The sequence below is a fragment of the Pseudomonas sp. GD03944 genome (genome assembly GCF_029839275.1).
Classification (GTDB): domain Bacteria; phylum Pseudomonadota; class Gammaproteobacteria; order Pseudomonadales; family Pseudomonadaceae; genus Aquipseudomonas.
In genome coordinates this window covers 472545-481947 of the sequence record NZ_JAOCAH010000003.1, presented here as the reverse complement: position 1 = coordinate 481947, position 9403 = coordinate 472545, and the positions used below count along the sequence as shown (strand labels likewise).

General features: G+C 52.8%; 10 protein-coding genes. 9 read left to right on the top strand and 1 reads right to left on the bottom strand.

Features of this window, described 5'->3' with window-relative positions:
- Window positions 1-461 precede the first annotated feature (461 nt).
- The 9 genes from N5C28_RS08260 (at window position 462) to alaC (ending at window position 6726) form a co-directional block, all read left to right on the top strand.
- Entirely contained in the window at window positions 462-989 is a 528-nt protein-coding gene (locus N5C28_RS08260; protein ID WP_279821536.1) for a hypothetical protein, read from the top strand.
- Between the two features lie 59 nt (window positions 990-1048).
- Window positions 1049-1537: a hypothetical protein gene (locus tag N5C28_RS08255; RefSeq protein ID WP_279821535.1), complete on the top strand. Its 489-nt coding sequence runs from the start codon at window positions 1049-1051 to the stop codon at window positions 1535-1537.
- A 498-nt stretch (window positions 1538-2035) separates the two neighbouring features.
- Window positions 2036-2512, top strand: a complete 477-nt coding sequence (locus tag N5C28_RS08250; protein WP_279821531.1) for a hypothetical protein — start codon at window positions 2036-2038, stop codon at window positions 2510-2512.
- Between the two features lie 123 nt (window positions 2513-2635).
- Window positions 2636-3037 (top strand): Imm50 family immunity protein, encoded by a 402-nt coding sequence (locus N5C28_RS08245; protein ID WP_279821529.1) that lies wholly within the window; start codon window positions 2636-2638, stop codon window positions 3035-3037.
- A 211-nt stretch (window positions 3038-3248) separates the two neighbouring features.
- The gene (locus N5C28_RS08240; protein WP_279821527.1) at window positions 3249-3818 is read left to right on the top strand and encodes a hypothetical protein; all 570 of its coding nucleotides are present in this window, start codon (window positions 3249-3251) and stop codon (window positions 3816-3818) included.
- A 193-nt stretch (window positions 3819-4011) separates the two neighbouring features.
- Window positions 4012-4449: a hypothetical protein gene (locus N5C28_RS08235; RefSeq protein ID WP_279821525.1), complete on the top strand. Its 438-nt coding sequence runs from the start codon at window positions 4012-4014 to the stop codon at window positions 4447-4449.
- Between the two features lie 141 nt (window positions 4450-4590).
- Window positions 4591-4899, top strand: a complete 309-nt coding sequence (locus N5C28_RS08230) for a hypothetical protein (RefSeq protein ID WP_279821523.1) — start codon at window positions 4591-4593, stop codon at window positions 4897-4899.
- Window positions 4900-4917: 18 nt separating this feature from the next.
- The gene (locus N5C28_RS08225; RefSeq protein ID WP_279821521.1) at window positions 4918-5289 is read left to right on the top strand and encodes a hypothetical protein; all 372 of its coding nucleotides are present in this window, start codon (window positions 4918-4920) and stop codon (window positions 5287-5289) included.
- 198 nt (window positions 5290-5487) lie between these two features.
- The gene (gene alaC / locus N5C28_RS08220; protein WP_279821519.1) at window positions 5488-6726 is read left to right on the top strand and encodes an alanine transaminase; all 1239 of its coding nucleotides are present in this window, start codon (window positions 5488-5490) and stop codon (window positions 6724-6726) included.
- A gap of 344 nt (window positions 6727-7070) precedes the next feature.
- Here the strand turns inward: alaC and N5C28_RS08215 are convergent, their stop codons facing one another.
- Window positions 7071-9215, bottom strand: coding sequence for a 3-hydroxyacyl-CoA dehydrogenase NAD-binding domain-containing protein (locus N5C28_RS08215; RefSeq protein WP_279821517.1), 2145 nt, complete (start codon window positions 9213-9215; stop codon window positions 7071-7073).
- Window positions 9216-9403 lie beyond the last annotated feature (188 nt).

Here is a 9403-nt window from a genome sequence, read left to right as displayed (position 1 = left end):
ATCCTTATGCTCCTTCGTGTGATTAAGGAGCCGCTGCCCAGTCGTTTCTGACGCGAGTTGGGTGGCGGACCGTACGGGGGTCAGAAACCGGTACACGAAGGAAAACCGGCCAGGCCGAAGCCTGCCCCGCACGGCCCGCCATAGATGCACGAGGATGCAACAGGCACAAAAAAAGCGCCTGCTCTCGGCTATGGCGCTACCGCGCCTTCGTGAAGAGTTTCGGGTTCTGACGCCCGGCCACGGGATTGACCGTGACGGGCGGACTTTAGCGTGAGGGTTACTGAGGGCGCAAGGGCAGCAATGCGCACAAGAATGCAATCCGTGCTATCTAGGTTATCTTTGAAAGCAGAACGGCAGCCCCAAACCGTTCCCCCCACAGATTGCACCAAGAGCGAATCAGGTCACCCTGCAAAAGCTTCACCGAAGCGGATTAGGAATGCCAAACGACAAGGACGGCCAAAATGCCACGCAGTATGCTCGAAAAAATATTCAGCGCTCTTATGAAGTTGCGGAGTCGAATGTTATCCGAGGAAACATTCAAGAGCGATGATAAATTAAACTTGGAAGCAATCAGACGCGCATTACTCAATGCACCATTCAAAATAACCCTATCACCCTATAAGGGCGATGGAATTAAAGTCATTAGAAAATTGATTTTTTTCTTACCCTCCACACATTATTTCTTCGCAGAAAATACGCCCAATGGAACGTTGATTGGCATCCGAGCAAAACCATTTGAAAGGGTGGCTGGCACTATATTCTTCATGTTGAATTTTCTTATCTCCAGCGCAGGAGCCTTGGTCTCAACGGCGTTAATGATCCATACCGGAAAGCTCGACCTCGGTATTTTTGCATGCATGATGGCCTTGATGGGAATGTTTAATTTCATATTTGTGAAATACCTCTTTATGGCACTACGCACTCTCTCGCTCACGAATTCCATACCCAAGCACCTGCAAAAACAATTTAGCCTTAACCGAAGTTACTGATACCCCTGCTGCTCAGGCAACCTAGTGGCAATCAATCTTAGTGCGCACAAGCAAATATCATGGATGAAGAAAAAGACATTTCCAAGCTTTTGGCAGAAGCTGAAAGACAAATTAACAACGGATCTTCAAGTAAAGCCAGAGACATTCTGATTCCTCTTGTTGATCAATCAAATGCGCACGCTCTCTTTTTATATGCTTCATTCAGCGTAGCCAAAATTGAAACAACCGCTGAATTTGAGAAACGTAGCATTGCAATGCTCTGCAAAGCAGTGGAGCTTGGGCACGCCGCTGCTGCTTACTCACTGGGTGTACGGTATGAGTTCGGAGATGGTGTCGTTTGCGATAACAAGCGTGCAGCCTTGTTGTTCAAACAATCAGCAGAAAAAGGCTATCCCAAAGCCATGCTGAGCTATGGGCTTGACTTGGTCTACGGTTCAAACGGCATACAGCAGAGCAAGGCGCTCGGAGTAAACATGATAAAGGACGCAGCAATGGCAGGTGTACCAGAGGCGTTCGAGGAGTTGTCAGCGTTAGGTGAATCGATCTAATCGACACAGCAGGAAAAATAGCACTTGCAAGCTGGCAAGAATTGGAGCGGCACCTACACTGGGTGTGGCGTAAAACTGTTGAGATCGGCTACAGGGCATAAGATGAGAGAAACCTACTGCCTACTTCTTTCTTGCGGAACGTCTATCACTGCCTCAGCGGCCTACTATGCGATAGCAACACATTTTAATGTTCCGGATAGCACCTTCCTTTCCCTAGTATTGCTTGCATCTTTAATTTCGGCCGTGCTTTTCTCGCCTCAAAAAAATATAGCACTTGGGCTAAAAACAATAAAATCATACGACTGGGTTATGATCGTAGGATTTTCTGTAATTATTACATACGCAGCCTATCCTCCCTCCCAAGCAGCTTTCACTGTCTTTTTGGTGTTTTTAATTTTTTCAACATCATGCACTCTACGAATGAGACGATAGGTCATGCGCCTCCCCTCCAGTTATCATCGACAACAATAACGAAAATCATATGCCAGCAGGATGCTCATGAGAAAAACAATTAAAGCAGATTTTCTACTTACTCCGATTGGATACAATTCATTTTCGGAAGCCCTATCAGCTAGCGCTCAAAAAAATTCTGCCCACTCGAAAGAAGTTGAAATCAACGGAAGAATCGTTTGCAATTATGCGTTTAATGGAAAATCTCTCGCCATTGAATTCGATAACCACAAATATTTACTGATTTATCCCGGAAAAAATTCAGTCAACTGGGATGTCGTAGAGAAAAAGCCTTTTATTGAGAGCCTGCATCATGGCTGCGACCTGCTCTTTGATATCAAGGGAAAGCTATTTGATTTGGAATGGACTAAAATTCTCAATGGATTTATAGGGAAACAAGTAGCCATCTCTCTTAGCGATCAGTATCTGTTCATATTTTCAAAAAATGGGGTTGAGTATATGATTAATATTATTTTTGATGTTGAAAACCAAGAAGAGAAATTTCTATTCATTTCTGAGGCATAAGTGTGCTGTGATCTCGCAATGTGCTTGGCAGACTCAGCACAGAGAACCTGCAACCTCAGATGAAGCCTCACACGAGGTTTTCTGTCCCCAGGACTAAAGGTCACTATTATTGGCTAGGTAAAAATGGACGTTTGGACTGAAATTCTTGTCGATGCGACAGCACTTAGGGCCGTTTACGGGCAGGACACGCCCTCACTTGAAGGCATCAATCTCCATAGCATAGAGATTGAACGTGATGGACCGAGCGTTCTATTACGGTTTGACCTGCGCGACTTTCCCAAAAAACCACCCAAGAAGTGGACAATTTCGGCATTCAACCGCGTTCAATTGAGCTTGTTAGCCGTAGGCGTGAGTGAACTGCAGATTAATGGTCTGAGGTCAGACTGTATGATCAATCTAGAAATCACGAAAGAAAATGGAATTATCCACATACGCTCTTATCACGGCGCGATAAAAATAGACATTAAAGCTGAGCACTTACTGCTTGGCAGCATAAGCTCATATTGTGAAGCCCCATCCGTTTGAGAAATTTTTTATATCATATTGGAAAGTCAACTCTCCTGATCAAAAGGCTTGCAGCGATTCGATTTTCCTGGTCATCCTATAACGCCAGAACAGGTCTGGGAGGCGGCGTTTACACAAGAGCGCTTGGAGCTTTAGGTATCGTCGAAGTATTTCAAATTGGCGTGAATACATATTGAATTCCAACAATGCTACAAGTGCATATAGGATAGCTATGAAAGCAGCAGAAACAATATCGGACCAGACAGCCAAAAGCCTGCTAGCAGCAATAGGAATGACTATCGGCGCCTGGCATGACATAAGTCCCATCAAGGGAAAAAGAGCCGAACTCCCTGTCGCCTCTTATAAAGCGCCGGGCAATGCGTTAGAACTATTTTGCTTCGCCCAGCATATTACTACATGGATTCCAGATGGCGACTGGAAGCTTCTAATTGCAGATAACTCAACTGCCCTTGCAAAAGATGAAGGCATACTTCTGCATCAAGGTACTTCAGATTCAGCCCAGGCAGGAGCATTTAACAAGCTATTTAGGTTTGGCAATGATCATGAGGAGAACTTCGAGCGCAATATAGCTATAGCACACGCTATATTTCTACTATTGATGTTCGAAGGGCACGCATATCTTACATCCTCCAATAGCAACAAGCTCCAGATCCTAGGAATACAGGATGGTTATGCCTACCTTTATTCCGAGGGAGTTAAAATATCCGAAGCTGAAGAATTATTGCAGAACTTTAATAGAGGTCCATTAACCACACCAAAATGGGTTTCTGCTGCGCTTTAGACGCTATGTAGCCGCATGGAGCGCTACAGAAATAGAAGGTTCGCAGCGCTCTATCATTTACCCTATGGAGCAAATCTACTTAGCAGCCTGTTCAGGCTTTTTCGGTTCAAGGTGTCAGGTTGTACCGGCACGGCGTTCAAGTTGATGCAGCGCCTACAGTAATTTATTTCGGGCAATTTTAGGGAAAATAGCTATGACCACAACCGATGGAGTGCAAGATGACGACTGGGAAGAGGTTATGAGCTTGGCCGCTGCAGTTGCTGACCAAACCAGCATGAATCTAGATGCACGCCTGGATAAAAAGAGACTCCTCCGCACCTTGGATAAACTCGAGCAAAAGTACGGAAGACTTCCTTCAATACTTAGTACGCGAGCAGACTACATTGACGATGTGAATGTCAGCCTTTCACTACTAAAAGAAGCGTATGTATCCGCCGACGAAACGTTTGACTTGAAAAACAAAGTTATTATTAGCAGCTCAATAGCAGAAATTTATACTGATGAACCTAACAAAAAGCCACGTGCAGCATTTTGGGTTGAGACCCTAAAAATGAATCTCAGGGAATACTCTAACGATGAATATTTTAATGAGCTTTACCATGAACTGCATCGTCGACTGAATGAGCGCTAACACTCAACACGCCTGCCCGCCTTTCTTTATGCCTACACTAACTGGTCTGTCCGGGACAGATCATTCAATGCTAGCTAGACTGTAGCAACAAGAGCTACATGACAGGCTGAATTCATATCAAAATAAGGCTTAGGAGACAGCATGCCTTGGTACGCCGTAAGAAATGTATATCTCTTTGGAAAGAAAAACGACGGGAAAAATATTTTCGAAGAGCGCATCGTCTGTTTTGAAGCGCCGAATTTTGAAACAGCTCATTTAAAAGGCGCACAAGAGTCAGCCGAATATGCAGAGTGCTGCGGATTCGTATCTCATTCAGAGCAATTCTGCTTTTTGCAAGACGGAGAAGACCTTATAGATGGCTACGAGGTTTGGTCTGAACTTTATGAGTCGAATAAAAATCTAGCTACATTTTATGCTGACAGATATTCATCATATGAATACATCCCTTAACCTGCAGGACGGACCATTATGAAGCTCATAGCCACACTCTTAATTTCAGTGTCTTTTTCTACGCCAAGTTCCGCCTCGCCTTTAAGTAAGTGCGGAAGTGTATCGTACATACCATTCGATGCTCTTTTGTATGTCTCAGAAAGCGAGGACAGCATTGCCGAAAGAGCCTTCCATAAGAAATTCATAACTAATCAAGCGCTCTCAGATATTATGGCTGGTGATTTCAAGCCAGACAAAATTGGGTATAAAATAAATGACACAAGAGCTGTAATTGTAATCAGTGAAGATACTTATTTTCTAGACGTAAATGGCGTAATCAGGCATGGCGATAAATATTCAAAAATTGAGACCGATAAATTTGAAGATGCGTTATCAGAAACATGCCAGTAACATAAATTCAACATCCAAATTTACACTGCATGGAGGCATCTACTCAAAATAGATAATCGCCTCATCTCGGTGAGTACATCCATAAATGCCTGTGCGCCCCTAGACAACCCCCACCCTCCCCGCTTATCTTCGCGCTCGGCCACCGCAGTGGCCAACGTCGCTCGGACGGTTCCGGGCGCTTACGTCTTCGAGGAAAGCATGGCTGATTCAGCTAAGCGCCGCTTTGCGCGCATCGATCGTCTCCCCCCTTACGTTTTCAATATCACCGCCGAGCTGAAGATGGCTGCACGCCGTCGCGGTGAGGACATCATCGACTTTTCCATGGGCAACCCCGACGGGGCCACGCCGCCACATATCGTCGAGAAGCTGGTTCAGGTCGCGCAGCGCGACGACACCCATGGTTATTCCACCTCCCGGGGCATCCCGCGTCTGCGCCGCGCCATTTCGCGCTGGTACAAGGACCGCTACGAGGTGGAGATCGACCCGGAAAGCGAGGCCATCGTCACCATCGGTTCCAAGGAAGGCCTGGCGCACCTGATGCTGGCCACCCTGGACCACGGTGACACGGTGCTAGTCCCCAATCCCAGCTACCCGATCCATATCTACGGCGCGGTGATCGCCGGCGCCCAGGTGCGTTCGGTGCCCCTGGTGCCGGGCGTGGATTTCTTCGCCGAGCTGGAGCGGGCGATTCGTGAATCGATCCCCAAGCCGAAGATGATGATTCTGGGCTTCCCGTCCAACCCCACCGCGCAGTGCGTGGAGCTGGATTTCTTCGAGCGGGTGGTGGCGCTGGCCAAGCAGTACGACGTGCTGGTGATCCACGACCTGGCTTACGCCGATATCGTCTACGACGGCTGGAAAGCCCCGTCGATCATGCAGGTGCCAGGCGCCAAGGACATCGCGGTGGAGTTTTTCACCCTGTCCAAGAGCTACAACATGGCCGGCTGGCGCATCGGTTTCATGGTCGGTAACCCAGAGCTGGTCAGCGCCCTTGCGCGGATCAAGAGCTACCACGACTACGGCACCTTCACCCCGCTGCAGGTGGCGGCCATCGCGGCCCTGGAAGGCGACCAGCAGTGCGTGAAAGACATCGCCGAGCAGTACCGCCAGCGCCGCAACCTGCTGGTGAAGGGCCTGCACGAGATCGGCTGGATGGTGGAGAACCCCAAGGCCTCGATGTACATCTGGGCGAAGATTCCCGAGGCGTACGCGCACCTGGGCTCGCTGGAGTTCGCCAAGAAACTGCTGCTGGAGGCCAAGGTCTGCGTGTCGCCGGGGTTGGGCTTTGGCGATTACGGTGATGACCATGTGCGCTTTGCCCTGATCGAGAACCAGGACCGCACGCGCCAGGCAATTCGCGGCATCAAGGCGATGTTCCGGGCGGATGGGTTGGTGCAGCCGCCGGTCAAGGCGCGCAAGCCGGTGGTTGGCGAGTAATTGCCAGGTCGCGGTAGAAGCAAAAGCTAAGAAGAGCTCGCGGATGAATCCGCTCCCACAGGGGAACACCTGTGTAGGAGCGGGCTTGCCCGCGAGCTTTTTCGAATCAACGATCGTTGAAGCTCTCGTAGGGTGGATCACGCTTTACCGATCCACCGTGGTGGCCGGGTGGTGGATGTAAAGAGCGAACATCCACCCTACGGGTAGGCCGCCGCCCGTGTAGGAGCGTCGACCTCGGCGCGATGCGGTGGTGGCCATTCCGCACGATCTGCGGGATGGCCGCCATTCGCCGCGGGGCGCGGCTCCCACAACGGCGAGCCATTCGCTCCCCTTGCCTGATGCGACTAGAACCCTTCCCCCTTGGCTGCCTTTTCCAGCAGCAACGCCGGTGGCAGGAAGCGGTCGCCGTATTGTTCGGCCAGGTACTGGGCGCGGGCGACGAAGTCTTTCAGGCCGTACTGGTTGATGAACTGCAGTGCACCGCCGGTCCAGGCGGCGAAGCCGATGCCGAAGATCGAGCCGATATTGGCGTCGGCCACCGAGGTCAGCACGCCCTCTTCCACGCAGCGCACGGTTTCGATGGCCTGGATGAACAGGATGCGGTCACGCACGTCGACTTGGGATATCTGCGCATCGGCCTTTTCGAAGCGGGCCTTGAGCTCCGGCCACAGGTGCTTCTTGCCGCCTTCCGGGTACACGTAGAAACCACCACCGGCGGCCTTGCCCGGGCGTTTGTACTCGTTGAGCATCAGGTCGATCACGGCGAACGCCGGGTGCTCGGGGATGCGTTTGCCTTCGGCGGCCAGGTCCTTGATGGTCTGCTGGCGAATGTGGTTCATCAGGCTCATGGACACTTCGTCGCTGATCGCCAGCGGGCCCACCGGCATGCCGGCCTTGCGCGCTTCGTTCTCGATCAGCGCCGCCGACACGCCTTCGCCGAGCATGGCCAGGCCTTCGTTGGTGAAGGTGCCGAATACCCGCGAGGTGAAGAAGCCGCGGCTGTCGTTGACCACGATCGGCGTCTTCTTGATCTGCATGACGTAGTCGAAGCCACGGGCCAGGGTTTCGTCGCTGGTCTTCTCGCCGCGGATGATTTCCACCAGGGGCATCTTGTCCACGGGGCTGAAGAAGTGCAGGCCGATGAATTTCTCCGGCTTGGCCACCGCGCCAGACAGGCCGGTGATCGGCAGCGTGGAGGTGTTGGAGGCGATCACCGCGTCGCTCAGGGCGGCAGCTTCGGCGGCTGCAGTGACCTTGCCCTTGAGGGCGCGGTCTTCGAACACGGCTTCGATGACCAGGTCGCAGCCGGCGAAGTCAGCCTCGCTGTCGGTGGGCGTGATCAGGGCCAGGAAGGCATCGCGCTTCTCGGCGCTCATGTGGCCCTTGCCGACTTTCTTGTCCAGCAGCTTGGCCGAGTAGCTCTTGCCCTTCTCCGCCGCTTCGAGGGAGACGTCCTTGAGCACCACTTCGATGCCGGCCGCTGCCGAGACGTAGGCGATGCCGGCACCCATCATGCCGGCGCCGAGCACCCCGACTTTCTTGGTTACGTAGGGCTCGAAGCCCTTGGGCCGCGAGCCGCCGGCGTTGATTTCGTTGAGCTGGAACCAGAAGGTGCCAATCATGTTCTTCGCCACCTGGCCGGTGCTCAGCTCGGTGAAGTAGCGCGCTTCGATGAGCTGGGCGGTGTCGAAGTCGACCTGGGCGCCCTCCACCGCCGCGCACATGATTTTCTCCGGCGCCGGGAAGCAGCCTTTGGTCTTGTCGCGCAGCACGCTGGGGGCGATCGCCAGCATCTGCGCCACGTTGGGGCTGGACGGCGTGCCGCCGGGGATCTTGTAGCCGGCCACGTCCCACGGCTGCTTGGCCGCCGGGTTGGCCGCGATCCAGGCGCGGGCCTTGGCGAGCATGTCCTCGCGGTCGCTGGCCAGGTCGTGGATCAGGCCGGCCTTGAGCGCGGCGTCCGGGCGTACCTTCTTGCCTTCGGCCAGGTACGGCAGGGCCTTTTCCAGGCCGAGCAGGCGCACCATGCGCACCACCCCGCCACCGCCCGGCAGCAGGCCGAGGGTCACTTCCGGCAGGCCGAGCTGCACGCTGGGGTTGTCCAGGGCGATGCGGTGGTGGCAGGCCAGGCAGATTTCCCAGCCGCCGCCCAGGGCCGCGCCGTTGATCGCGGCCACCACGGGTTTGCCGAGGGTTTCCAGGCGGCGCAGCTGGCCCTTGATGTTGAGGATCATGTCGTAGAACGACTTGGCGTCGGCCTTGGTGACCTTGATCAGCTCATTGAGGTCGCCGCCGGCGAAGAAGGTCTTCTTGGCCGAGGTGATGATCACGCCGGCGATGCCGTCTTTCTCGGCCTCCAGGCGCGCCACGGTCTGGCCCATGGCTTCGCGGTACACCGCGTTCATGGTGTTGGCGCTCTGGCCGGGCATGTCGATGGTCAGGACGACGATATTGTCCTGGCCTTTTTCGTAGCGGATGGCGTCAGTCATGTGTGTGTCCTGTCGATAGTGCCGGTTGCCCAGCAACCGGCTGCTCGGTGGATGCATCTCGTGTCATCCAGCCTGCGAAATTCATTCAGGGTGATGGGTATCGCTTCGCTCAACCCATCCTACGGTTCTGCTTCATGGAGCCCGCGGAACGGTCACTGACGGTGGATGAGCGTCGCGTCATCCACCCT